Origin of the sequence: Schaalia georgiae DSM 6843, from assembly GCF_000429245.1 — a bacterium.
In the GTDB taxonomy this organism is placed as follows: domain Bacteria; phylum Actinomycetota; class Actinomycetes; order Actinomycetales; family Actinomycetaceae; genus Pauljensenia; species Pauljensenia georgiae.
This window is the reverse complement of the sequence record NZ_AUBM01000009.1, coordinates 64,295-88,249: the sequence shown is the minus strand read 5'-3', so window position 1 is coordinate 88,249 and position 23,955 is coordinate 64,295. Positions and strand designations below refer to the sequence as shown.

18 protein-coding genes and 1 pseudogene are annotated in these 23,955 nt (G+C 69.6%); 14 read left to right on the top strand and 5 right to left on the bottom strand.

The features are described 5' to 3' along the window. Window positions 1–76 precede the first annotated feature (76 nt). From G447_RS11115 to G447_RS11110, 6 genes and pseudogenes are all read left to right on the top strand, one after another. A pseudogene (locus tag G447_RS11115) lies at window positions 77–1,195 on the top strand (ABC transporter substrate-binding protein). Between the two features lie 56 nt (window positions 1,196–1,251). Then, a complete protein-coding gene (locus tag G447_RS0104895; protein ID WP_026430255.1) occupies window positions 1,252–2,280 on the top strand; it encodes a FecCD family ABC transporter permease in 1,029 nt (342 codons plus the stop codon). After that, complete coding sequence (locus tag G447_RS0104890; protein ID WP_026430254.1) at window positions 2,277–3,095, top strand: ABC transporter ATP-binding protein; 819 nt, start codon at window positions 2,277–2,279, stop codon at window positions 3,093–3,095. The genes G447_RS0104895 and G447_RS0104890 overlap by 4 nt, the downstream gene beginning before the upstream one ends. 345 nt (window positions 3,096–3,440) lie before the next feature. Next, window positions 3,441–3,650: a cold-shock protein gene (locus G447_RS0104885; protein ID WP_005869761.1), complete on the top strand. Its 210-nt coding sequence runs from the start codon at window positions 3,441–3,443 to the stop codon at window positions 3,648–3,650. A 296-nt stretch (window positions 3,651–3,946) separates the two neighbouring features. After that, window positions 3,947–4,165, top strand: a complete 219-nt coding sequence (locus G447_RS0104880) for a hypothetical protein (RefSeq protein WP_026430253.1) — start codon at window positions 3,947–3,949, stop codon at window positions 4,163–4,165. 312 nt (window positions 4,166–4,477) lie between these two features. Beyond that, window positions 4,478–5,209, top strand: coding sequence for a hypothetical protein (locus G447_RS11110; protein ID WP_131295691.1), 732 nt, complete (start codon window positions 4,478–4,480; stop codon window positions 5,207–5,209). A 106-nt stretch (window positions 5,210–5,315) separates the two neighbouring features. Here G447_RS11110 and G447_RS0104870 read toward each other — a convergent pair whose 3' ends face one another. Both G447_RS0104870 and dnaB read right to left on the bottom strand, forming a co-directional pair. Continuing rightward, window positions 5,316–5,717, bottom strand: coding sequence for a variant leucine-rich repeat-containing protein (locus tag G447_RS0104870; protein WP_481133055.1), 402 nt, complete (start codon window positions 5,715–5,717; stop codon window positions 5,316–5,318). A gap of 372 nt (window positions 5,718–6,089) precedes the next feature. Continuing rightward, window positions 6,090–7,442, bottom strand: coding sequence for a replicative DNA helicase (gene dnaB / locus G447_RS0104865; RefSeq protein ID WP_005869746.1), 1,353 nt, complete (start codon window positions 7,440–7,442; stop codon window positions 6,090–6,092). Between the two features lie 582 nt (window positions 7,443–8,024). Here dnaB and G447_RS0104860 point away from each other — a divergent pair. From G447_RS0104860 to rplI, 5 genes are all read left to right on the top strand, one after another. Continuing rightward, window positions 8,025–9,332, top strand: a complete 1,308-nt coding sequence (locus G447_RS0104860; protein WP_026430251.1) for an MATE family efflux transporter — start codon at window positions 8,025–8,027, stop codon at window positions 9,330–9,332. A 286-nt stretch (window positions 9,333–9,618) separates the two neighbouring features. After that, window positions 9,619–9,909, top strand: coding sequence for a 30S ribosomal protein S6 (gene rpsF, locus G447_RS0104855; protein ID WP_026430250.1), 291 nt, complete (start codon window positions 9,619–9,621; stop codon window positions 9,907–9,909). 35 nt (window positions 9,910–9,944) lie between these two features. Then, window positions 9,945–10,535, top strand: coding sequence for a single-stranded DNA-binding protein (locus tag G447_RS0104850; protein ID WP_005869754.1), 591 nt, complete (start codon window positions 9,945–9,947; stop codon window positions 10,533–10,535). A 115-nt stretch (window positions 10,536–10,650) separates the two neighbouring features. Continuing rightward, a complete protein-coding gene (gene rpsR, locus G447_RS0104845; protein WP_005869781.1) occupies window positions 10,651–10,893 on the top strand; it encodes a 30S ribosomal protein S18 in 243 nt (80 codons plus the stop codon). Window positions 10,894–10,911: 18 nt separating this feature from the next. Beyond that, window positions 10,912–11,370: a 50S ribosomal protein L9 gene (gene rplI / locus G447_RS0104840; protein ID WP_005869748.1), complete on the top strand. Its 459-nt coding sequence runs from the start codon at window positions 10,912–10,914 to the stop codon at window positions 11,368–11,370. A gap of 450 nt (window positions 11,371–11,820) precedes the next feature. Here rplI and G447_RS11105 read toward each other — a convergent pair whose 3' ends face one another. The 3 genes from G447_RS11105 to G447_RS0104825 form a co-directional block, all read right to left on the bottom strand. Beyond that, complete coding sequence (locus tag G447_RS11105; RefSeq protein WP_243442307.1) at window positions 11,821–14,247, bottom strand: transglycosylase domain-containing protein; 2,427 nt, start codon at window positions 14,245–14,247, stop codon at window positions 11,821–11,823. Window positions 14,248–14,431: 184 nt separating this feature from the next. Further along, window positions 14,432–15,898, bottom strand: coding sequence for an NADP-dependent phosphogluconate dehydrogenase (gene gndA / locus G447_RS0104830; RefSeq protein WP_026430249.1), 1,467 nt, complete (start codon window positions 15,896–15,898; stop codon window positions 14,432–14,434). Between the two features lie 148 nt (window positions 15,899–16,046). Beyond that, on the bottom strand, window positions 16,047–17,567 hold the full coding sequence (locus tag G447_RS0104825) for a CCA tRNA nucleotidyltransferase (RefSeq protein WP_005869763.1): 1,521 nt from the start codon (window positions 17,565–17,567) through the stop codon (window positions 16,047–16,049). Window positions 17,568–17,797: 230 nt separating this feature from the next. Between G447_RS0104825 and G447_RS0104820 the strand changes: the two genes are divergently transcribed. Genes G447_RS0104820 through murJ form a run of 3 tightly spaced genes read left to right on the top strand, consistent with a single transcriptional unit; the run spans window position 17,798 to window position 23,954 of the window. Continuing rightward, window positions 17,798–18,241 (top strand): NUDIX hydrolase, encoded by a 444-nt coding sequence (locus G447_RS0104820; RefSeq protein WP_005869765.1) that lies wholly within the window; start codon window positions 17,798–17,800, stop codon window positions 18,239–18,241. Beyond that, on the top strand, window positions 18,241–20,895 hold the full coding sequence (locus G447_RS0104815) for a DUF6049 family protein (RefSeq protein WP_026430248.1): 2,655 nt from the start codon (window positions 18,241–18,243) through the stop codon (window positions 20,893–20,895). The genes G447_RS0104820 and G447_RS0104815 overlap by 1 nt, the downstream gene beginning before the upstream one ends. Beyond that, a complete protein-coding gene (gene murJ, locus G447_RS0104810) occupies window positions 20,892–23,954 on the top strand; it encodes a lipid II flippase MurJ (RefSeq protein ID WP_026430247.1) in 3,063 nt (1,020 codons plus the stop codon). Before G447_RS0104815 ends, murJ begins: the two co-directional genes overlap by 4 nt. Window position 23,955 lies beyond the last annotated feature (1 nt).

The window sequence follows — 23,955 nt, the reverse complement described above, 5'->3', positions numbered from 1 at the left end:
TAGATTCCTCACTCTTGTGAGGACTACCTAATTTTTACTACCCTATCCCTCGTAATTCCCCATACGAGAGGCAACCATGAAGAGCCCCCTCAAGGCCCTCGGCGCGCTCGCCGCCGCAAGCGCCCTGTTCCTGGCCGGCTGCGGCGGCACCGCGTCCACGTAGTCCTCCGGTCCCCAGTCCACACCGGGCACCCGCACCATCGTCGACCACGCTGGCAACCAGGTGGAACTGCCCGCCCAGATCACCCGCGTGGCCATCGACCAGATCCCCATCGAATCGACCTACCTGGCGTACTTCGACGGGAAGGCCCCCTACCTGGTCGCCATGTCGGCGGCCCGCGTCAAAGCCATGTCGAACACGATCGCCGCCCAGATGGCCCCCGAGATGCTCCAAGTCCAGACCGACTACTACGACAACGGCGAGCTCAACGCCGAGTCCCTGGCCAGTATCGGCGTCGACGTGGTCCTGTACAACGCGTTCAACAAGGAGCACGGCGAGATGTTCCGCAAAGCGGGGATCCCCGCAGTGGGTTTCACCACCACCGGCAACCCGTCCGACACCTACGCGGACTGGATGGAGCTCCTGGAGGACGTCTTCGACCAGGACGGGCACATGGCCGACAAGATCGCCCTGGGAAAGGACCTGGTAACCGACGCACGGGAGCGCGCCTCGCGCGTCGCGGAGGCCGACCGCCAGTCGACGATGGTCCTCATGGGAGCCGCGGACGGGCAGCTCGCGGTCGCGGGCGGCCGTGACGGATGGTTCACGGACTCATGGGCCGAGTCCCTCAACTACACGAACGTCACCTCCGACACCGACACCTCCCGTACGCCGGCCACCTTCGAGCAGGTGCTCGCCTGGGATCCGCAGGTACTGCTGGTGACAGGCAAGGGCATGTCGAATATGACGGCGAAGTCCGTGCTCGACAACGCCGTTGAGGGCGTCGATTTCTCCACGCTGTCGTCCGTGCGCTCCGGGCGGGTGTACTCCACGGGCCTGGGCATGTGGAACTGGTTCACGCCGAACCCGGACTCCCCGGTCGTGGCGAACTGGCTGGGCAAGTCCTTGTACCCCGACCAGTTCGCCGACGTGGACCTGGTGTCGATCACGAAGGACTACTACCAGCGGATGTACTCCTTCACCCTCACCGACTCCCAGGCCCGCGCCATCGTCGACCCCGATTCCACCTCCTGACCCCCTGCCCCTGCCCCGTCGGCTGGCGGGGCGGGGGCCGCTGCCGAAAGCCCGCAATGCACCATGTCCTGGTCGTCTCCGGCCGTCTGCGCCACTGGGTGGTGCCCGCACTCGTGGTCGTCATCGTCGCCTGCGCGACGGGCGCGATCATGGTGGGGCGCTACCAGGTCTCACTGGCCGACATCGTCGCCGCCTTCCGCGCGCGCCTGGGCGCCGGCCCCGCAGTGTCACCCCGCATCGACTCCGTGGTCTTCAACCTGCGCGTGCCGCGCGTCATCGTCGCGGTGCTGATCGGAGCGGGGCTGTCGGCCGCGGGCGCCTCGTTCCAGTCCCTTTTCTCCAACCCCCTGGCCACCCCGGACACCCTGGGCGTCGCCGCCGGCACCTGCGTGGGAGCGGTGGCGGCACTGCTGCTCGACTGGAATCTGCTGGGCGTGCAGGCGATGGCGCTGGCGTCGGGATTGGGGACCGTACTGTTCACGACATCCATCTCACGGTCGCGGACGGGCGGTTTCAACGTCATCACCCTGGTGCTGGGCGGCGTCATCGTGTCGGCGCTGGCGAACGCGGTGCTGTCGCTGCTCAAGCTCACGGCGGATCCGACCAGCCAGTTGCCGGAGATCACGTACTGGCTGATGGGATCCCTGGCGGCGGTCAGCTACGGCCAGATCGCGCTCGGCGCGCCTTTCATCATCGGGGGCGCCATCGTGGTCCTCGCGCTGCGCTGGCAACTCAACATCCTCGCCCTGTCGGACGACGAGGCGCGCGCGGCGGGCGTCAACGTCCCCCTGCTGCGGGCGCTCCTGGTCGTCGCCTCGACGGCGATCACAGCGTCGGTCGTCTCCATGTGCGGCCAAGTGGGGTGGGTGGGCCTGTTGGTGCCGCACATCGCGCGGATGTTGTGCGGGTCGAACAACCGAGCGCTGATCCCCGTGTCCCTGCTGCTCGGATCGGCGCTGATGATCGTGATCGACACTCTGGCCCGCACGTTGACGGCCTCGGAGATTCCGATCTCGATCCTCACCGCGATCATCGGGGCACCGTTCTTCATCGTGTTGCTGCGCCGGACGGGGGGCGCGTCATGACTTTCGAGGTCCGAGGCGGGACTTTCACCTACCCGGGCGCGCCGGCGCCCATCCTCGACGACGTGGGCTTCACGGTCCCGGGTCGCTCCCTCATGGCCGTCTTGGGCCCCAACGGCGCCGGGAAGACCACGTTGCTGCGCACGATGATCGGCCTGCAGAAGTGGGACCGGGGCTGCTCGTTGATCGACGGTCACGACATCGCGGACATGTCGCCGCGGGCGCTGGGGCGGGCGCTCTCGTACGTGCCGCAGGCCCGCAATGCCTCGGCCATCGGGCTGAGTGGCGCGGAGATGGTGATGGTGGGGCGCGCCCCGCACATGCGCGTCCTCGCTCAGCCGGGGCGCGCAGAGGAGGAGATGGCGCTGCGCGTCCTGGAGGACATCGGCGCGGCCGCCTTGGCGCGGATGCCCTGTCGCGCCATGTCGGGCGGGCAGTTCCAGATGGTGCTGATCGCGCGCGCCCTGGTGGCCGAGCCATCGGTGCTGGTCCTCGACGAGCCGGAGACGGGCTTGGACTTCCGCAACCAGCTCATAGTCCTACGGCTGCTCGAGCGCCTGGTCGCCGAGCACGGTCTCACTGTCATCATGAACACGCACTATCCGGCGCACGCTTTGCGCGTCGCCGACCAGGTCCTCATGATCAGCGCGGCGCACCGGGCCATGGTCGGCCCGACGGGCGAGGTCATGAACGAGCGGACCCTGGCGGAGGTGTTCGGGGTGGACGTGCGCATCGGGGAGCTGGAGCACAATGGCACCACTGTGGAGACGGTGGTCCCAGTGTCCCTGTCCGGGAAGTGGAATCCGCCGTCGGAGTAGGGCGCACCGCGCCCTTGCGGCTGGGGACCGGAGGGCGGATCCCCGCCGTCCGGGATGACCAACCCAGTCGCGCCCTTGCGGTCGGCGACCGGAGGCGGCCCGTCGGTGCCGCGCACGCCGCGCGGCCCCAACCCCCGCGACCAGTGCGGGACCCGTCCGGCCCAGATGCGCGCCGACCGACGGATCTGAATCATATTCACGCAGGTCAGAAGCAATTTCAGTGGATCTGGTGTACCGTGGAGTTCCACGCCCGCGCCCGGATCGTTCCCGGTGCGCGGACGCGGGCCCGGTCCACCGCCGGACAGGGTACGCGCCCCAGGAACGGGGCAACGGAAGGAGACGCCCATGGCAAGTGGGCACGTCAAGTGGTTCAACGACGCCAAAGGATTCGGGTTCATCATTCCCGACGACCAAACGGGCGACGTCTTCGTTCACTTCTCCAGTATTGTCGGCCAAAGCGGGCGCCGCACCCTCCACGAGGGAGAAAAGGTCGATTACGTGGCGGTCGAGGGGCCTCGCGGCCTCCACGCGGAGGAAGTGTCGAGAGTCGTCTGAGAGCCGATGAGCGTGCGCCCGGGCGCCGGCCCGGGCGCACTGCTGCACGCGGCCCGACGCGGTCGAAACGGCTTGTGGTCGCACGGAGCACGGCCCGGAACCCGCCCCTTGTGCACAACTGTTACCCGGTCACTGTGCATTGCGCTACAGCGGGTCGGAGCCACGTAGACCACCTTGTTGATCGGGCCTATCATTGGCCGTGCACCAAAGGGGGTTGGCCCCCTGCCAGCCCCCGCAAAATTGACACGCTGCCGTGCGGGGCTTGTCAGTTGCTCCGCACTGACAAGGAGAATCCCATGGAGCACATCGTCAAGTCCGAAACCGCCCCCACCATGGCGCAGGCCAAGGTCAGCGCATCCGTGCTGGTCTCAATGATCGTAGTCCTGGCCGCGCTCGGCATGTTCGCCGCCGCCCAGGCCGGTTCCACCGCCTCGGTGGTCCTCGCGGTCGTCGTCGCCCTCACCGCCCTCATCACCGCACCGGCCCTGTTCACCCTGACGCGCAAGGCCGCCTGACACGAACCGGGGCGCGCACCGGAGCGCGCCCCAGCCCCCGCAAGGGAACCGCAGCGTGACCAATGGTCACGCTCTTTTCATGCCCGCATCCAGCCCCCAATGCGGGACACCACTCGCGCCACCGGCGCCTCACGACTCCACCCGCGCACCCGGATAAGCCGCAGCTGCGCGAGTCTGTTGGTGACAGACCGAAGCACCACCCGCACGAGCACGGATACGCCTGACCTTTGCGCATTAAGTCTTCACACGGACCCGCGCCCCACTTAGTATCGGAACTCGAAAGGCGCGGCGCCCAGCGCGGGGCGCCCTCACATGCACGAGTCACCGGAGGAGAAGATGACATCCCGTTCCATGGCCTGGGCAGCCGGGCCCCTCCTGATCGTCGCATTGGCAGGCTGTTCCTCCGCCACCCCCCAGAGCGGGCAGACACCGGCCGCACTGCGCACGACCCAGCTCCCCCAGAGCGCCCCCCAGTCCTCCTCCACCACCAGCCCCGCTCCGGCCGCTCTGGCGACCACAGTCGCCCCCTCCGCGCCCTCCCAGTGCTCCGCCAGCGCGACCGCGCCGAACGGGAGGTGCCTGTCATCGGCCTCCGTGTCGTGGCTGTCCGATCTTCCCGATCCCTCGGCCCTGAACTGGCAGGACGCCGACGAGGTGGCGAAGGCCTACGTCATCACCTACCACACCTGGGACGCCTCGAAGGACGAGAACCAGGAGTACGCGGCCGTGCGCGCGGCGATCTACGAGACCGGGGAGTTCTCGCACACGCAGGCCCTCGACCCCGAGTCCGCGCAGGCGTCGAACGAGTTCCTGTCGTTGAAGGCCGACGGCGCACGAACGACGGCGACCGTCGAGCGGATCACCACCGAGGGGGTGGACAACAACCCGCAGCGCTCCAACGGGACGTGGCAACGCAATATCTTCTACGCCCGGGAGTACCCGAACGGGCGCCGCGATACCCAACGAGGCGTGGGCTGGATCACCTTGACGCGCGGCGAGGGCGGCAGTTGGTTCGTGTCCGACGCGAAGTGGACAACGGCGTGAGGCCCGGCCCGCCGCCCGGACTCCTGGAACAGGCGCGCCTCGTCGAGCGGACGACGGTGTGAGGCTCAGGCCCGCCCCCGATCGGACGGCCCCCGACAGGGCGCACTCAGCTGACCGTGACCAGGTTCCCGGTGATCAGGACGTTGCGCTTGCCCTTCGGTTTGGCCGGGGCGGCGGGCAACCCCAGTAGCGACATGTCGAGGGGCTCGACCTCGATCACCCCCATCTCGAAGGGCTCCTCCCATTCCTCTCCGCCATCGTCGAAGAGGCCCATCTCCCGCGCGCACACCAGGGCGACGACAGGGGCAGCGGGATGGGGTCCGAGTTCCGCGCGGATGCCAGGGTCGGCGCCGAGGGCGAGCCACGCGCGCAGCTCGGGCGGCAGGGCGGGGTTGATGGCCAAGAAGGCGTGCAGGTCTGGCCGGTGCCTCGCAGCATCGGCGAGCACCTCAGCGGAAGTCATTGGATTCGCCGCGATTTGCGGCGTGCAACTGGCTGGGTCGACCATCGGTTCATTCTCTCGCCGTGATGAAAGATGCGTAGCCGACTATGCCACTTTTCTGACCGTTCGGCAAGGACACGCCAGAGCCGTGACCATATCGTGGCCAGAGCGGGACGGGGCCACATCCCGGGGCCCTCGAACCCGTTCCCATCAGACGAATCCGCCCATCTGGAAAAGGGCCCGGCAACACCTCCAAGACCCGCGGCCCACCGCCCCCCGCGGCGCCACCCTCGCCCCTTAACCCGGTCACGCACACAAGGGGGCTGATTTACGAAACACACTGCGCACACAACGGCTTGACTCCGCCCTTGTGTGCGGTCGCATGTTGCGTAATTCCGGTCCTTGTGTGCGTAGAACGGGGTTGCACGGCCCCTTGCCCTAGCCCTGCCCCGGTTCGGGACGGTCGGTGCGGTTGGCGAAGCGCGCGACGTCGCCCTGGAAGAGGACGCCGATCGTGGCCGTCGGCCCCGCGCGGTGCTTGGCGACGATGATGTCCGCCTCGCCCTTGCGCTCGGTGTTCTCGTCGTAGTAGTCGGGCCTGTGCAGCAGGATGATGATGTCGGCGTCCTGCTCCAGGGAGCCGGATTCCCGCAGGTCGCTCATCATGGGTTTGCGGTCGGTGCGGCCCTCGGAGTTGCGGTTGAGCTGGGCGACCGCGACGACGGGAATGTCCAGGTCCTTGGCCAGCAGTTTGAGGTTACGGGACATGGCGGAGACCTCCTGCTGGCGCGATTCCACCTGGCGTCCGATGGTCATGAGCTGCAGGTAGTCGACGACGACCAGGCCCAGGTTCTCCTGCTGCTTGAGGCGGCGGCACTTCGAACGGATCTCAGCGATCGTGATATTGGCCGAATCGTCGACGTACAGGGGGGCCTCGGAGATCCGCGAGGTGGTGGCCGACACGTTCTGCCAGTCGCGTTCGTTCATCTTCCCGGCCTGCATCTTGGACAGGAACACTCCGGACTCGGCGGAGAGCATGCGCATCGCGATCTCCTGGCTGCTCATCTCCAGGGAGAAGATCAGGGAGGTGATGCCGTGCTTGATCGACGCAGACCGGCAGAAGTCCAGGGCGAGTGTGGATTTGCCCATGGCGGGGCGGGCGGCGACGATGATCATCTGCCCGCCGTGGAGGCCCTGGGTGAGCTCGTCGAGGTCGATGAAGCCGGTGGGCACGCCCCGCAGTTTCCCCTGGTTGCGCTCGATGTCCTCCAGGGCGCCCAGGATGTCGGAGCCCATCTGGTTCATGGAGACGTAGTCGCTGGTGTCGCGTCCGTCGGAGACGGCGAAGACCTCGGCCTGGGCCTGGTCGACGATCTCATCGACATCGCCGCCGGCGTCGGCGTAGCCCAGTTGGACGACGCGGGTGCCCGCTGAGACGAGGCGGCGCATGATGGCCCGCTCCCTCACGATGCGCGCGTAGTAGCCGGCGTTGGCGGCCGTGGGCACGGAAGCGATGAGGCTGTGCAGGTAGGCGGCGCCGCCGACTTTGGACAGCAGGCCCTGGCGTTTGAGCTCCCCGGCGACGGTGATGGCGTCGGCGGGCTCGGCGCGCCCGGTGAGCTCGACGATCGTGTCGAAGATGGTCTCGTGGCTGGGCTGGTAGAAGTCCTGGGGGCGCAGGATCTCGGAGACGACGGACACCGCTTCGGAGGTGAGCATCATGGAGCCCAGGACGCTCATCTCGGCGTCGATGTCCTGGGGCGGTATCCGGTCGAATTCCTCGTCTGCCATAGGGCGCCTTTCCTGCTGCTGTCCTGCCCCCGCTGCGGGCCGTTGGCGGCGTCCGGTCGCCCGGGCGCGGTCCCGTCGTCCCCGTGGCGCGATGGGATCACTGGGATCCGGGGCGCCGGTCGAGCGCGGCCGGCCCCGCGCGGCCGCACGCGTACACGTGAGACTACCGTGTTCGGACCGGGGAGGGCGACCCTCAATGTGCACAGACATGGGGATAGCATGTGGATGGGCTGTGGACAGCGCGGCGGGTCGTTCACATCCCCTGTGGAACGAGGACTGCCGCACAGGATGCCCTGGTCACACATGATTAGTTAGAAACCATTGAACTTCCGCACTTTCCCAATGCCGAACCTATCCACAAACCCATCCACAGTTTGTGAATAAAGAATGAGACGACGAAATATGACAGGGACAACACCGTCAGCGGGCAACCCTCAACCCGGGGTTGAGACTCCCAGCCCCCGGCGCCCAGGTGAGGAGCCGCATCCCCGGAGCAGGGCCGAGGCCCCCCGCCCGCCCCGCGCTGCCGAGGACCCCGGGCGCCCAGCTGAGGAGCCCAGTGCCTCCATCCCCCGCCAGATCGTGGCCCTCGCGCTTCCAGCTCTGGGTGCCCTGGTCGCCGAGCCCCTCTTCACCGTCATCGACTCGGCGATGGTCGGGCACCTGGGCACACCGGAGCTGGCGGGCCTGGGCATCGCCTCGACCGTCCTGAACACGGTCGTCGGCATCTTCGTCTTCCTCGCGTACTCCACGACGGCCATCGCCGGCAGGGCCCTGGGAGCCGGGCGCCCCGACCGCGCCATCCGCGGCGGCGTCGAGGCGATGTGGTTGGCGGCCGGCCTCGGCCTCGTGGCCGCAGTCGCACTGTCCCTGGGGGCGGACCCCCTGCTGCGGGCACTCGGTGCGGACGCCCTCACCCTGCCCCACGCCTCCGCCTACCTGCGCTGGTCCAGCCCCGGCCTGGTCGGGATGTTCGTCGCCTACGCGGCGACGGGGACCCTGCGCGGCCTCCAGGACACGCGCACACCACTCATCGCCGCGTCGGCGGGCGCAGCCTTCAACGCCTGCGCGAACTGGACGCTCATGTACCCCCTGGGAATGGGAGTCCCGGGCTCCGGCCTGGGCACCGCCCTCACCCAGACCCTCATGGCGGCTTTCCTGGTCGGCGTCGTCGTGCGGGGCGCGAGGCGGGAGCGGGTCCCCCTGCGCCCTTCGGCCTCGGGGATCCTGGCCGCCGCCCTCGACGGAGCGCCGCTGCTGGTGCGCACCATCGCTCTGCGCGCCGCCATGCTGGCCACGCTGGCCACCGTCACCGCGATCGGCACGCAAGCGCTGGCCGCCCACCAGATCGTGTGGACGCTGTGGGCCTTCGCCGCCTACGTGCTGGACGCCCTGGCCATCGCGGCGCAAGCGCTGGTGGGTTTCGCCGAGGGCCGGGGCGCCAGGGGCGCAATGGCCCCATTGCTGCGGACCCTGGCCAGGTGGGGGACCGCGTTCGGCGCACTGGTGGGAGTGGTGCTGGGGGCGGCCTCCCCGTGGCTGCCCGCGCTCTTCACCGCCGACCCCGCCGTGCGCGGCCCCGCGTCCTGGGCCATCGTCGTGGGGGCCCTCTTCCAACCCCTGGCGGGCCTGGTGTTCCTGCTGGACGGCATCCTCATAGGGGCGGGCCGCGGGCGCTTCCTGGCGGCCGCGTCCCTGGCGAACCTGGCCCTCTACGCGCCCCTGCTGTGGCTGATCGCCCGCTCCGCGCCCACCGGGGCGCTGGCGGGCTCTCCCGCTGCGGCCCTCGCCCTCGTGTGGGCGGCCTACGGCGCCGTCTACACAGGGGCGCGCGCCATCACGAACGCATGGGGCACGTGGTTCGGACGCGCGGCGCTGGTGCGCGGATAGCCGGGGGACGAGGCGCGGGCCGGGAAGGCGCGCCACCAGTCCTCCCCGCAGGCGCACATGGGTGGGGAAACCGCCCCCGCCTCGTCAGCGCGCGCTCAGGGCCGAATCCGGCCCCCGCCTCGTCGACGCCGCTGGCGCCCGCCCCGGCCGCCCGCTAGGATGGAGCCTTGGACTGTCGCCACCTGGTGCACGGTCCGCGGGCGCCCCTGACGGGCCGCCCACTACGCAACGCCCTCCTGTCACGGACCGTCCGTGACCGCGAAGACCACAGGAGGTGGGAACCAACGTGCGTAAATACGAACTGATGGTGATCCTCGATCCTTCGATCGACGAGCGCACCGTCGCCCCCACGATGGAGAAGTACCTGGCGCCCGTGACCGCGGGCGGCGGCTCCATCGAGAACGTCGACGTCTGGGGCAAGCGCCGCCTCGCCTACGACATCCTCAAGCGTTCCGAGGGCATCTACGTCGTCATCGACATGACCACGACCCCCGAGGTCGCTCTCGAGATCAACCGCCGCATGGGCATCGACGAGACCATTCTCCGTACGAAGCTCCTGCGCCCCGACGCTCACTGAGCCCCCGCCGAACCACCCCTACCGAGGAGCCGACAATGGCCGGAGAAACCGTTATCACGATCATCGGCAATCTCACCGCCGATCCCGAGCTGCGCTGGACGCAGTCCGGAGCCGCCGTCGCCGACTTCACGGTGGCCTCGACACCCCGCACCTTCGACCGCAACGCCGGCGAGTGGCGCGACGGCGAGACCCTGTTCATGCGGTGCTCCGTGTGGCGCGAGGCGGCTGAGAACGCCGCCGAGTCGCTGCGCAAAGGCATGCGCGTCATCGTCCAGGGCCGCCTCAACCAACGCTCGTACGAGACCCAGCAGGGCGAGCGGCGCACCGTCGTGGAGATGCAGGTCGACGAGGTCGGCCCCTCCTTGCGCCGCGCCCGCGCCCAGGTCACCCGGACCACGCCCGCCGGCGGTGGCGGCTACCAGGCCGACAACCGCGGAGGCGGGGGGCAGAGCCCCCAGGGCGGGTACAACCAGGGCGGCTACGGTGGCGGCCAGGGCCAGCAGGGGGGTTACAGCCAGGGAGGCTCGGCCAACTACGGCGCGCCCGCCGGGGGATCCGCGGACGACCCGTGGCGCTCGCCCGGCCAGGGCGGGGCCACCTCGTTCGGCGACGAGCCCCCGTTCTAAGGGCCCTGACCGCGGACCCCTTGCGCGCCGGCAGGCGCCGGGTCCGCAGCGCCCGTCGAAGACGTACTTTCACCGCTTGGGGCGGCAGTGCCGCCCGGATCATTAGGAGACCATCATGGCGAAGCCCCAACTTCGCAACAAGCCCATCAAGAAGAAGGCCAACCCGCTGAAGTCGGCCAAGATCGAGAAGATCGACTACAAGGACACCGCCCTGCTGCGCAAGTTCATCTCGGACCGCGGCAAGATCCGCGCCCGCCGCGTCACCGGTGTTTCCACGCAGGAGCAGCGCAAGATCGCCCGCGCCGTGAAGAACGCCCGCGAGATGGCCCTGCTGCCCTACTCCTCGACCGGACGCTGATCGGGAAGGACGCAGACAATGGCTACGAAGAAACTCATCCTCACCCAGGACGTCGCGAACCTCGGCCACGCCGGCCAGGTCGTCGAGGTCAAGGCCGGTTACGCCCGCAACTACCTGATCCCCCGCGGCTACGCCACGGCGTGGACCAAGGGCGCCCAGAAGCAGATCGACCAGATGGCCGCGGCCCGCCGACGCCACGAGATCGCCTCGATCGACGACGCCCGCGCCGTGCGCGACACCCTGCAGGCCGCCCTCGTCGAGGTCAGCGGCAAGGTCGGCCAGTCGGGCCGCCTCTTCGGCGCCGTCTCGGCCGCCGCGATCGCCGACGCCGTCAAGGAGCAGCTGGGCCAGACCATCGACCGCCGCCGCGTCCTGATCGCCGCGCCCATCAAGGCCGTCGGCGACTACACGGTGAACGTCAACCTGCACCCGGAGGTGTCCGCGACCCTCAAGGTCCGCGTGTCCGCCTCCAAGTGAGTCATGCCGCCGACCACCGGACTGGCCGCCGCTGGCGCCGTCCGCTGGTTGCGTTATGAGAGCCGTCGCGCCGATCGCGCGGCCGGACCGCTCGCTTGAGCCATCGAGCCCCCGCCCCGTCCCTCCCCCTCGGAGGGCACGGGGCGGGGGTTCGCGCTCGCACTGGAGGATGCGCGGGGCTCCACCTGTCGCGCGCGAGGACTGACCCACGAAGCACGGGTCGCGCACTCGAGCTTGGTTCCGCCGCCCAGTGCGGTGCCGCATCGCCGATCCCCTCCCCTGTGCACGGCATGGAAAGGACGGACGGCACTGCGGTGGACTCGGCTCGGCAGCACCACCACTGCGCGCCCAGCCACCGCACCGATGCTGAGCGGCCGGGACCCATGCGGGTCCCGGCCGCCTCCTAGCGCGCCGCCATCAGCTCAGCGCCGCTCAGTTGCCGCCCGCGGCTCAGGGGTTGGCACCGCCGCCTCCGCCGCCGCCATTGCCACCGCCGTTACCGCCGCCGCCATTGCCGCCACCGTTACCGCCGCCGCCATTGCCGCCACCGTTACCGCCGCCGCCATTGCCGCCACCGTTACCGCCGCCGCCATTACCGCCACCGTTACCGCCGCCGCCATTGCCGCCGCCGTTACCGCCGCCACCGTTACCGCCGCCATTGCCGTTGCCGGGGGTCGCGGTCTGGGTGGGCTCGGGCTCGGAGGTCCGCGTGGGCTCGTTGGTGGGCTCGGGGCTGCTGGCCTCCTGGGTCGGCTCCTGCGTGGGCGTCGGCGCTGAGGACGGCGCGTTGTTCTTCGAGTTCCGGTTCGACTTCACGATCCACGTGAAATCCTTCTCCGTCAAAGACTTCGTGGCATTCTGCATGTACTCCGTCCACACGTCCACCGGCCAGTCGCCGCCGTGGAACTGGTTGAGTCCCCCGACGTTGTTCAACGGCACCGAGTTGCCGTTGTCATCGGACTGGTACATGGACACGGCGGTCACCATATTCGGCACGAAGCCCACGAACTGCGCGGAGAGCTGGTCCGACGACGTGCCCGTCTTGCCGGCGGTCGTAAAGCCCCGCAGCGCGCCCGCCACGGAGTCGGCGGTGCCCTCGCCCGTGGTCACGGCCTCCAATGCCGGCATGATCGACGACACTTCCTCCGCCTCGAACACGCGGGTAGGGGACACAGTGGTCTCGTAGAGCTTGTTCGAACCGCCCGAGTTGGTGACCTCGCGGACGATGTGCGCCTTCACGCGCTGCCCGCCGTTGGCTATCGTCGCGTAAGCGGTCGCCAAGTCGATATTGTGCGGCGAGGCCGACCCCAGCACATTCAGCAGCTCCTTGTTCAACCCCAGTGTGTCCTCGGGGATGCCCGCGTCGACGGCCGCCTTCATCGTGTTCTCCGGGCCCACGTCGCGGTTGAGGGCAACGTAGGGCGTATTCATCGAGTAAGCCGTCGCCTTCACGAGCGTCACATTGCCGAAGGAGTAGCCGCCGTCGTTGGTCACCGGCTGGCCGAGGCCAGGGAAGGTCTGCGGCGAGGCGCCCGAGTACGTGTCGTTCACGGTCCCGCCCTGTTTCGCATTCGCCAGCAGCGCGAAGGGCTTGAACGCGGAACCCGCCATCGCAATGTCCTGCGTCACCGCGTTCTGCTGGCGCTGCTCGTAATCGGGTCCGCCGTACTCGGCGAGGATCTCGCCCGTGTTCGGATCGATCGACGACAGTGCGACGTGCTGGTGAACCGGGTCCCATCCGCTCACCGAGTTCATGGTCTGTGCCGCGGCCACCGCCTCGTCCTGGCGCTCCTTCACGATCGTCGTCGTGATGCGCAGGCCGCCCTGGGTGATCTGGTCCTCCGTGAACGCGCCCGAGCTCACAAGTTCCTGCTTGATGTGCGCGATCAGGTAGCCGTTCGTCCCCTGCATGGACTCGCGGTTGAGGGAGTCGGGGTCAATGGTCTCGGGGAAGACCGCGGCGTCCGCGTCGGCCTGCGACACCCATCCGTCCTCCACCATCAGGCCCAGAACCCTCTCCCACCGCTCTTTCGCCTTCTCGGGGCTGATAGCGGGATCCCATGCCGACGGCGCGGGGATGATGCCCGCGATCATCGCGGCCTCAGACAGGGTCATGTCCTTCGCCGGATGCCCGAAGTACGCCTGCGAGGCTGCCTCGATGCCGTACGCACCGCGCCCGAGGTAGATGGTGTTGAGGTAGTTCCCTATCACCTCGTCCTTGGACTGGGTGCGGTTGATCTTGACAGCCAGCACCGCTTCCTTGAGTTTGCCCACGTAAGAGGTGGTCTCCCCCATGAAGTAGCGCTCCACGTACTGCTGGGTGAGAGTGGACCCGCCCTGGCGGGGCCCGCCGCGCAGGTTGTTCCACAGGGCGCGCAGGATCCCCTTGAAGTTCACGCCGGAATTCGTGTAGAAAGACCGGTCCTCCGAGGCCACGACGGCCTTCGACACGTAGTCGGGCAGGGTGGAGGCGTCGATGATCTGGCGGTTCACATCCCCCAGCGTCCCCATCTGCGTGGTGCCGTCGGCGTAGTACACCGTCGTCTTCTCCGCCAGCGCCAGGTCGTCCGGCTTGGGGACCGAGATCGTCGCGTACAGGTAGAGGAACCCGGCCATGCCCAGGATGACGATTCCGAGCAGGGTGAAGACGATGCCGAGGCCGATCTTGCGGCCGAGGCTGCGCTTCTTCTTCCCCTTCTTACCTTTGCCCTTGCCCTCGGAGTCAGCGTCCCCCTTGGCGTCGCGCCTGGAAGCGGGCCCCTTGCGGTCCCCGCGCCTGCGGGGCTCCGGCCCCCCACCGCCGCGCGCCTTCGCGGGCGTCCGCGAGGCAGGGCCGCTGGACGCGGGTCCTGGACCCATGATGTCGTCCCAGTTCATTGTTCCGTTGTTATCTGCCACGAGTTCAGCCTTTCAGCGGACTTGGATTCGTCTAGCCTAACCGGCGGGGCTGGAAGTTCACAGGCGAATGGCGCCTCCCACCCCGCAGCAGACGGCCCGTCCCCCATCCCCCGGCGCACCGGCCGACCAGCGGGAACAGCCCGGATGGGACGGGACACCCCGCTCAGTCCCACTGCTCCTCGGGGCGGCCCGGCTCGGCCCACAGCGTGTGGAAGATCCCCTCGCGGTCCACCCTGCGGTAGGTGTGGGAGCCGAAGAAGTCGCGTTGAGCCTGGATGAGGGCGGCGGGCAGGCGGGTCGCGCGGATCTGGTCGAAGTAGGCCAGCGAGGAGGCGAACACGGGGATCGGGACGCCGGCCAGGGCCGCCTGAGAGACGATGCGGCGCAGCGCGGGCGCGCACTCCTGGAAGCGGGTCGCGAAGGGCTCGGCGGCGAGCAGGAGCGGCAGGGCCGGGTCCGCCTCGTAAGCGCGCGTGATGTCGTCGAGGAAGGCCGCGCGGATGATGCAGCCGGCGCGCCAGATGCGGGCCAGCGCCCCCTTGTCGATGTCCCAACCGTACTCGGCTGCCCCCGCCCCGATCTCATCGAAGCCCTGCGAGTAGGCGACGATCTTGGAGGCGAAGAGGGCGCGCCGCACGTCCTCCACGAACGCGGCCCGGGCCTCGTCCGTCTCGATGACGAGGGGGGCGGTGTTCCCGGCCATCCTCTGCCCGGCCGCGCGCTGAGCGGGTTCACAGGATGCGCCGCGCGCGAAGGCCGCCTCGCCGATCGCGGTCACGGGGACGGCCAGGTCCAGGGCGGTCTGCACCGTCCACTTGCCGGTACCCTTTTGCGAGGCCGCATCGACGATGAGGTCAACCAGCGGCGCGCCCGTGGATGCGTCCACCTGGCGCAGCACCTCGGCGGTGATCTCGATCAGGTAGGAGTTGAGCTCGCCCCGGTTCCAGGTCGCGAAGATGTCCGCGATCTCGCCGGGCTCGGCGCCCAGGCCCTCGCGCAGGAGGGTGTATGCCTCGGCGATGACCTGCATGTCGGCGTACTCGATGCCGTTGTGGACCATCTTCACGAAGTGGCCCGCGCCATTCGCCCCGATGTACGTGCAGCAGGGCACGCCGTCGTAGGTGGCGGAGATCGCCTCGAACATGGGGCCGAGGCGTTCGTACGAGGCCGGGGTCCCCCCCGGCATGATGGACGGGCCCCACAGGGCGCCTTCCTCGCCGCCGGAGACGCCCGCGCCCACGAAGTGCAGACCGCGCTCGGCCGCCCATTTCTCGCGGCGGATCGTGTCGGTGAAGAGCGAGTTGCCGCAGTCGACGATGATGTCGCCCTCGTCCATGAGGGCGGCGAGCTGCTCCATGACGGCATCCGTCGCCGGGCCCGCCTGGACCATGATGATCGCCACGCGGGGTGCGCGCAGGGAGGCGACGAAGTCCTCCAGGGCCGAGGAGGGAACGAAGGCGGCCTCGCCGCCGTGCTCCCTGATGAGCCTGTCGGTGCGCGCCGGCGTGCGGTTGAAGACGGCGGTCGCGTAACCGTTGCGGGCCAGGTTGCGGGCCAGGTTCGCGCCCATCACACCCAGTCCGTACACGCCGATGTCGGCGGTTGATGCTTCGGGAACGAATGTCGTCATGCGATTCTCCAACCGTGGTGCGGTTCGCGGGTTCACGACCAGCCTAGGGCGGGGCCCGGGCGCGCGCATGCGGGTGCGTGTGAGATTCACGAGGCGGACCGATCAGCGCACGGCCCCACCAGACCCCGGGCAGCGCCGCCCCCGGGCGTCAGTCCCCGCGCCCGGCTTTCGCCGCCGCCTTGCGCGCGCGCTTGCGGGCGGCCTTCTCCTCCCACTTGGCCTGCTCGGCCTGCAGGGCGGCCGCCTCGGCCCGCACGGCGTCCGAGGCCCACCAGCGCTCCAGCGCCTCGCGTGCCGCTTCGGGCCCCAGCGGCCCGTGCTCCATGCGCAGCTCCAGCAAGTGGTCGCGGGCCATCTTCACCGCGCGCGAGGGCCGCAGGCCCAGGATCTCCATGATCTGGTCGCCGTCCAGGTCGGGCCTGATCGCGTCGAGCTCCTCGCGCTCGCGCAGGGCGCTGATGCGCTCCTCCAGGTCGTCGTAGGCGGCGGACAGGCGGTTCGCCTTGCGGCGGTTGCGCGTGGTGCAGTCGGCGCGCGTGAGGCGGTGGAGGCGCTCCAGCTGCTCCCCGGCGTCGCTCACGTACCGGCGCACCGCCGAGTCCGTCCACGCCGACTCCCCGTAGCCGTGGAAGCGCAGGTGCAGGGCCACCAGCTGGCACACGGCGTCGGTGGTCGCGTTGTCGAAGTGTAGGGCCCGCATGCGCTTGCGCGTCAGCTTGGCGCCCACCACCTCGTGGTGGTGGAAGGTCACCGCGCCATTGGGCTCGAAGCGCCTGGTGGCGGGTTTGCCCACGTCGTGCATGAGCGCGGCGAAACGGAGGATGAAATCGGGGGCGGGCACGGGCCCGTCGGGACCGGTCTCCAGGTCCATGGCCTGCTCGACGACGGTGAGGGTGTGCTCGTACACGTCTTTGTGCCTGCGGTGCTCATCGACTGTGGACACCAGATCCGCCACCTCGGGCAGCACGATCGACGCCACGCCCGTGTGCACCAGCAGCTCGATGCCGCGGCGCGGGTAGGGCGAGACGATGAGGCGCTCGAGCTCGGTCCTGATGCGCTCGGCGGACACGATCCCCAGACGGTGCGCCATATCCTCCATGGCGCTCATTACGTCCAAGTCGACGTCCATGCCCAGCTGGGCGCTGAAGCGCGCTGCCCGCATAATGCGGAGCGGGTCGTCGTCGAAGGACTGCTCGGCGCTGACCGGGGTGCGCAGATTCCCCGCCGCCAGGTCGGCCAGCCCACCGCACGGATCCACCAGGGCCATGCGCGGCAGGCGCATCGCCATGGCGTTGACGGTGAAGTCGCGGCGCGTCAGGTCCCCCTCCAGGGTGTCGCCGAAGGTGACCTCCGGTTTGCGCGACCCGATCTGGTACGAGTCGGCGCGGTACGTGGTGACCTCCACGACGACGTCGCCGCGCCTGGCACCGATGGTGCCGAACTTCTTGCCGATGTCCCATACGGCGTTGCCCCACTGCCCCAGCAGCTCCTCGGTGCGCCCGGGGGTCGCGGAGGTCGTGAGGTCGAAGTCGTGGGGGGCCACACCCAAGAAGGCGTCGCGCACAGGGCCGCCCACCAGGGCGATCTCCTCGCCCGCGGACTCGAAAACCGTGCCGAGTTCCATAATCGCGGCGGGCAGCTCGCGAAAGGTCCTCGTGGCGTTCGCCATGAGGGTAGCAAGATCCGTGATTTCGCCGTTTTCCGCAGAAAAGAGCGATTCATCCGTGGGAAGGTCGTCGGTGCTCATCGCTTCAAGGATGCCAGCAAACCCCCTTGTCCGACCACCTGTGCCCTATTCGCCGTTAAAGTGGTCCCATGCCCGCACGTTCGAAGGACCGCCGCCCCGGGGTGCCACGCCCCCCTCGTCGGCGCGCATCCTCACGAGCGTCACGCGCCCACATGCCCGTTTCGGCGGAGACCAGCGCGGGGGGCATCGTCATCGACGTGCGCGGGGGCGTCCCCTACGCCGCCCTCATCGCCAGGCGCAACCGCGCCGGCCGCATTGAGTGGTGCCTGCCGAAAGGGCACCTGGAGAACGGGGAGACCCCCCAGCAGGCGGCGCTGCGCGAGGTCGCCGAGGAGACGGGCATCCGGGGGCGCATCATCCGCCACTTGGCGTCCATCGACTACTGGTTCTCCGGTTCGGACCGACGGGTCCACAAGGTCGTCCACCACTACCTCATGGGCTACACCTCGGGCGTGATCTCCGTGGCCGGGGACCCGGACCACGAGGCGGAGGACGCCGCCTGGGTGCCCCTGCGGGACGTGGCGCGCCAACTGGCATACCCCAACGAGCGCAGGATCGTGGCCATCGCCCTCGACCTGCTGTACAAGGACGCGTGATGGGCACTGTGACACGCGGATTCCTGCGGGCGGTCGCCGCTGCGGCCGCAGCGCTGTGCGCCCTGGCCCCCCTGTCGGGCGCAGCCGCCGCGCACCCGGCGCCACCGGGGGCCCAGGCGGCCAGGACGACCAGCGCCCTAGCCCCGGCGGTCGGCGCGCAGGAGGAACGGCCTTCGGTCCTGGGCGCCCAGTCGGCCTCGTCGGACCTCACAGTCGCCGTGTCCTCCCTCAACCCCCGGGTCATCACCTCCGAGGAGGAGCTCCGCGTCGCCGGGACCGTGACGAACACGACCAGCTCCCCCTTCAGTGAGGTTGCCCTCACCATCACCGTGGGCACCACCACCCCCGTCTCCGTCGCCGCCCTCACCAATGCCCTGTCGGAGGACGCCGGTTCCTCCGAGGTCTACGCCACCAGCCTCGGCGGCATCGCCGCCGGGGCCAGTGCGGCCTTCGAGGTCCGCGTGCCGACCTCCTCCCTGCCCCTGGGCACGGCGAGTGGCTGGGGGCCGCGCGTGCTCACGGCCACCGCCTCGTCGGGTGGGGCCACGGGCTCCGACAACGCGATCCTCATCTGGGACTCCGGCGAGACGGTCGCCGCCTCCCGCGTCAACGCACTGGTGCCGTGGACCAGCGATGCGGCCTCCCAGGGCCCGCGCGAGCGCGAAGCCGTCCTCGCCATCGCCGGGCGCACGGGGGCTACGCTGGCGGTGGACCCACTGCTCATCCCCCGCGGCGGCCAGCCCACCGAGGCGCCCCCGCAGGGCGGCACCGACGACGAGGACCCCGAGTCCGGGCAGTCGGGCCAATCCGGCCAGTCCGCCCCCACACCCACCCCGTCGGCGCCCGCCTCGCCGACGCCAACGCCCTCCCCCACGCCCACCGACCCCGTCGAGCACACCCGGTACCGCGCGAACCAGAGCTTCACCGCCTCCCTGCTGCGCACCGCCCCGGAACTCGTCGCCCTGCCCGCGGGCGACGCGGACCTGGGCGCCCTCGCCCTGGCCGGAGACGCGGGCCTGCAGACGAAGGCCCTCCAGTCGATCGCCTCCTTCCCCTCCACGCCGCGCAAGGCGGGGTGGGTCGTGCCCGCGCCGGCTCCCTCGACCAGTCCGTCGGCCCCGGCGAACCCATCGGCCTCCGCCGCGCCCGCCCCGAGCCCCTCGGGCAGCGCGGGCCCGTCGGCGCCCGCCTCGTCCGCGCCGACCCCCTCCACGGGCGCGACCGAGACCCCGGGTGCCCAGGCGGGCGAAACGGGGATCGACGCCGCTGAGGCCGACGAGGGGCCCACGATCCACACGGACGTCGTGTGGCCCTCCGGCACCGCCTTCGGCACCACGCAGTTGTCCGCCTACCCGGGCCGCCTCACCATCGCCCCGGTCGGCTCCCTGATGCCCAGCGATGACGTCCCCTTCACGTCGGTCGCCAGGGTCCGCGTGGACCCCAGTACAGGTGAGACCATCGGCGTCATCCCCACCACCACCGTCGACGGCGCCGACGTGCTCTCCCAGCAGGGGGACATCGCCGCACTGCTGGGGTGGGACAGCCAGTCGGAGGCCGACCAGCTCGACGCCGAGCAGGCCATCACCGCCATCACCGCCATCATCACGCGCGAGCGCCCCTACTCGTCGCGGACCCTTTTCACCGCGGCGCCGCGGGGCACCGCTGTCAACGCCTCGCTGACGGGCAAACTCGACGCGCTCCTCACCAGCAGGTGGGTCGAACCCGTCTCCTTCGGCGACATGGCGGCTTCCGAGGCCACCGACCTCGAGCGGCAGACCGTGGGCGCCGGCTCCCTCGACCCGGGCACCGAGGCGGCTGTCGCCTCACTCACCCAGGCGCTGACCGACCTGGCCCCCCTGGCGAAGGCCACCGAGGAGCCCGACGAGGTCTTCGCCCAGGTCGAGCCGTTCCTGCTCCCCTCGATCAGCGCGGGCCTGTCCCCCGACTCGCAGCTCGGCGCTGCCTCCCGCTACACGGCGCAAGTCGCCGGGCTGCTGGCCTCCATCGCCGTGGAGCCCTCCGACGCCGTCAACCTCATCAACAAGTCGGCGGCCTTCCCCGTGCGCATCCGCAACTCGCTGCCGTGGAACGTCCACGTGGACGTCACCCTGATCCCCGACGACCCCAGACTGCAGGCCACCCCCGCGACCAACCAGGTCGTCACCGCCAACAGCGCCACCACTGTGGAGGTGCCCGTAAGCGCCATCGGCTCGGGCAATATCCAGGTGAAGTACCACGTGACCACGCCCTCCGGCGCGGTCCTCGACAACAAGCAGAGCGTGCGGGTGCGCATGAGGGCAGGCTGGGAGGACGCCTTCACGGTGGTCGTGGCGTCCCTCTTCGGCCTCCTCTTCGCGATGGGCATCGTGCGCTCGTTGCGACGGCGCCGTGCGCGCGCTGCGCTGGCCGGCACTGGGACGACCGCCGCGGAACCCGGAGGGGAAGGGCACGGCGGCGATGCCCACGGCCCGGCCGACCACGGTCCCAGCGGCCAGAGCGGGGACGGCGGCGCCCCCGCGGCCAGCGCCGACGACAGGACCGGCCCCACGGGCGCGGCACCGGCCGGGGAAGAGCACGGCACCCCACTCACGGCCGCCGACCCGGGCAGCGCCAGGAGCGCAGAACACGACACCGAGGAGAAGGAACAGACATGAGCAGCAAATCCCGCGCCTCGATCCTGCGCGCCAGCGCCCTCATGGCCAGCGGGACGATGGTGTCCAGGCTCCTCGGCTTCGTCCGCTCGGCGATGCTCCTCGCGGCGATCGGCGCCGCCTCGGGCGGTGTGTCGGCGGCCTTCCAAACGGCCAACACCCTGCCCAACACAGTGTTCAACCTGCTGGCCTCGGGAGTCTTCGACGCGGTCCTGGTCCCCCAGATCGTCGGCGCCCTCAAGCGCAAGCACGACGGCGAGACCTACGTGAACCGCCTGCTGACCCTGGCGGGCACGCTGCTGTTCGTGGTCACGGTGGTCGCGATGGTCGCCGCCCCCCTGCTGGTTATCATCACTGCGGCGGGCTACGACTCCGAGATCCGGAACCTGGCGATCCTCTTCGCCCTTCTGTGCCTGCCGCAGCTGTTCTTCTACGGCCTGTACAACCTGCTGGGCGAACTGCTCAACGCCCGCGGGATCTTCGGCCCCTACATGTGGGCGCCCGTGGTCAACAACGTCGTCGGCATCGCCGGACTGGGCGCCTTCCTGGCCATCTGGGGGTCCACGGACGGGCGCATCAACGTGGGGGACCTGTCCAGCCCCCAGTTCTGGGTGCTGGCCGGCAGCGCCACGCTGGGCGTCATCACGCAGGCGCTGATCCTGCTGATCCCCATGCGGCGCGCCGGGATCCGGTTCAGACCCGACTTCCATTTCCGCGGCACATCCTTCGGCTCCGCCTCGAAGGTGGCGGGCTGGACGTTCGCGACCCTGGGGGTCAGCCAGGTGGGCGTCCTGTCCACGAACAACATCGCCGCCCTGGCCGACGCCTACGCGAAGGACAACGCGGGCGAGATGGTCATCGCCGGCATCAACGCCTACTCCACGGCCTTCATGATCTTCATGGTGCCCCAGTCGCTCATCACGGTGTCGCTGGCGACTGCGATCTTCACCCGCATGGCCGAGGCCGTGGCCGACGGCAACGACCGGGGCGTGGCGCACAACTACGCCCTGGGCGTCCGCACGATCACCTCCCTGACCCTGCTGGCAGCCGCGATCCTCATGGCCGCCTCGGTCCCCATGATGCAGATGGTGCTCTACTCGACGGCCAACCAGCAGGTGGTCATGGCGTACGCGCTGGTTCTGGCGTCGCTGATGCCGGGCGTCGCCTCGACGGGCATGGTCCTGATGAGCCAGCGCGTGTTCTTCGCCTACGAGGACGTCAAACCCGTGTTCCTCATGGGCATCGGCCCAACCGTCTTGCAGGCCGTCGTCGGATGGGGCATGTACTTCACGACGGGTGCCTCCTGGTGGGTGGTCGGCGCCGCTCTGGGAGAGACCGCATGCCGGCTCATGCAGGGAGTCATCGCGGTGGCCTGGGTGGGCAAGCGGGTGCCGATGGTCGACAAGAGCGCGATGCTGCGCTCCTACGCCAAGTACCTCGTCAGCGCGATCGTCGCGGGACTGGTCGGCTTCGGCATGCTGTGGCTGGTGGGCGTGACCACACCGCTGTCCCCCGCGCCCGTGCGCTTCTTCGTCGCGGTCCTCAAGGTGGTCCTCGTGGGCATCTCCTCGACCATGGCGTACATGCTGGTCCTGCGCGCTTTGTCCTCCACTGAGTCGGCGACCACCATGCGCCCCCTGCTCCGTCGGGTGCGCGTGCCCGAAGGTGTGGTTAATGTCCTCGCCGCGTCATCCGCCACCGATCCGTCCGTTACTGGGATAATGACAAGGATCAAGCCGGTGACTAGGGAGGATTCGATGGCTGGCGCTCATGACGGCGACGGGGGTTCGGCCTCGTTGGGACCCGGTCCTGACGGGAAGCGCATCCCGTCCTTCGAGGAGGTGGCCGCCTCGCTCGTCCAGGGCCCCGTGTTCCCGAAGGCGCACCCCGCGCCGCGTTCGATCGACGAGGACATCTACCGCTCGCCACTGCTGCCGGTGTCCGAGGACTTCCCCAGTCCCGCACCCTCCCCCAAATCGCCGGTCACCCACCAGATCCCCCTGGTGCGCCGCCGCAAGCAGAAGGAGGACGCCGCCTTGTCCCCCGGCGATGGGGCCCCCGTCGTCCCCGCGCCGGTGGACGCGCCCGAACCCGCCCCCCTTCCTGGGGAACCGCAGGAGGCGCAGCCGCTCGACACGGGCGCAACCGATCCGAATCCGACTGTTGTCGTGCCCGTCGTCCCGGAGGCCATAGCCTCCGATCAGCTCCTCTCCGAGGCCCCCGCCGAGCCGTGGGAGGAGGCGACCGCGCAGGACCCCTCCACGCAGCAGACGGAGGTCGTGCCCATGGACGCGACCCTTTTCGAGTCCCTCGAGGACTACCGCGCCCACGAGGAGGCCCAGCAGCCGGTGGAGCCCGTGTCCCCCCAGTGGCTCGGACAGCCGGACGACGGGACGGAGCAGAAGTCCGCGCAGGACGGGCGGACCATGGACCCGACCAGGCCGACGTTGATCTTCGCCGTCGTGCTCTTCCTGGTGGGCGCCGTCTGGTCGTCTTGGGTGGTCCTCACTCCAGCCACGGATCTGGACCTCGCCCAGTCACTGCGCTCCGGAGTGACACAGAACACCCCGCAGGACGCCCCGCAGTCCGCCCTGGCGACCACTCCCCCGCCGAGCTCCGCCCCGACTGCCCCGCCTGTCATCTCGTCGGTGTCGGTGCTGTCATGGGACAACGACAACGGCGATCACCCGGACCGCGCGATCAACATGATCGACTCGAACCCCGCCACGTCGTGGACATCGCGCTGGTTCGACGACAATCAGTTCCGCGAGGGCGCCGAAGTCACCATCGTTGTGAAGTTCCAGCAGGTCGCCACGGTCTCGTCGGTGACGCTGACGATGGACTCCCAGACGTCGGGCGGCCTCATCTCAGTGCGGAAGGTCACCGATCCGAGCAACCCGCGGGGTGGAACAGAACTCGCCACGTCGGCGTTATCACCTTCGACGACGATCACCCTGCCCGAGCCGGTCTCCACTGACTCCATCGCCCTGGTGTTCCGCCAGATGCCGAAGGCGCAGGACGGGCGCAACTGGGCGTGGGTGTCGGAACTGACCGTCAACTAGC